Annotated in this window: 1 pseudogene; it reads left to right on the forward strand. The window is 65.0% G+C overall.

The features are described from left to right. Window positions 1–314 (forward strand): annotated as a pseudogene (locus tag AC0L3X_RS47520) (ABC transporter permease); the annotation flags it as partial.

Consider the following 314-nt stretch of genomic DNA (forward strand, 5'->3'; position numbering starts at 1 on the left):
ACCATCATCCATGTGGTGATTACCCTTGCCGCCGGCTATTCCGTCGGCTCCGAATTCCGCCGCCGCGACGCGCGGGCCTGGCTCGAAAGCGCCGGCGGCGATCCGCTTGTCGCGCTGGCCGGCAAGCTCGCGCCGCTGTTCTGCCTCTTCATTTTGATCATGCTGGCCGAGCCGCTGTTCCTGGAGGGCGTGCTGGAGATTCCCTTCAAGGGCGACTTGCCGTTGATGATCGCTGCAGCCTCGCTGCTGATCATCGCCTATCTGTCGCTCGGCGCCCTGCTCCAGCTTCTGGTCGGCGATCTCGCCACCGGACT

This window comes from Bradyrhizobium sp. MI1.7, from assembly GCF_055811795.1.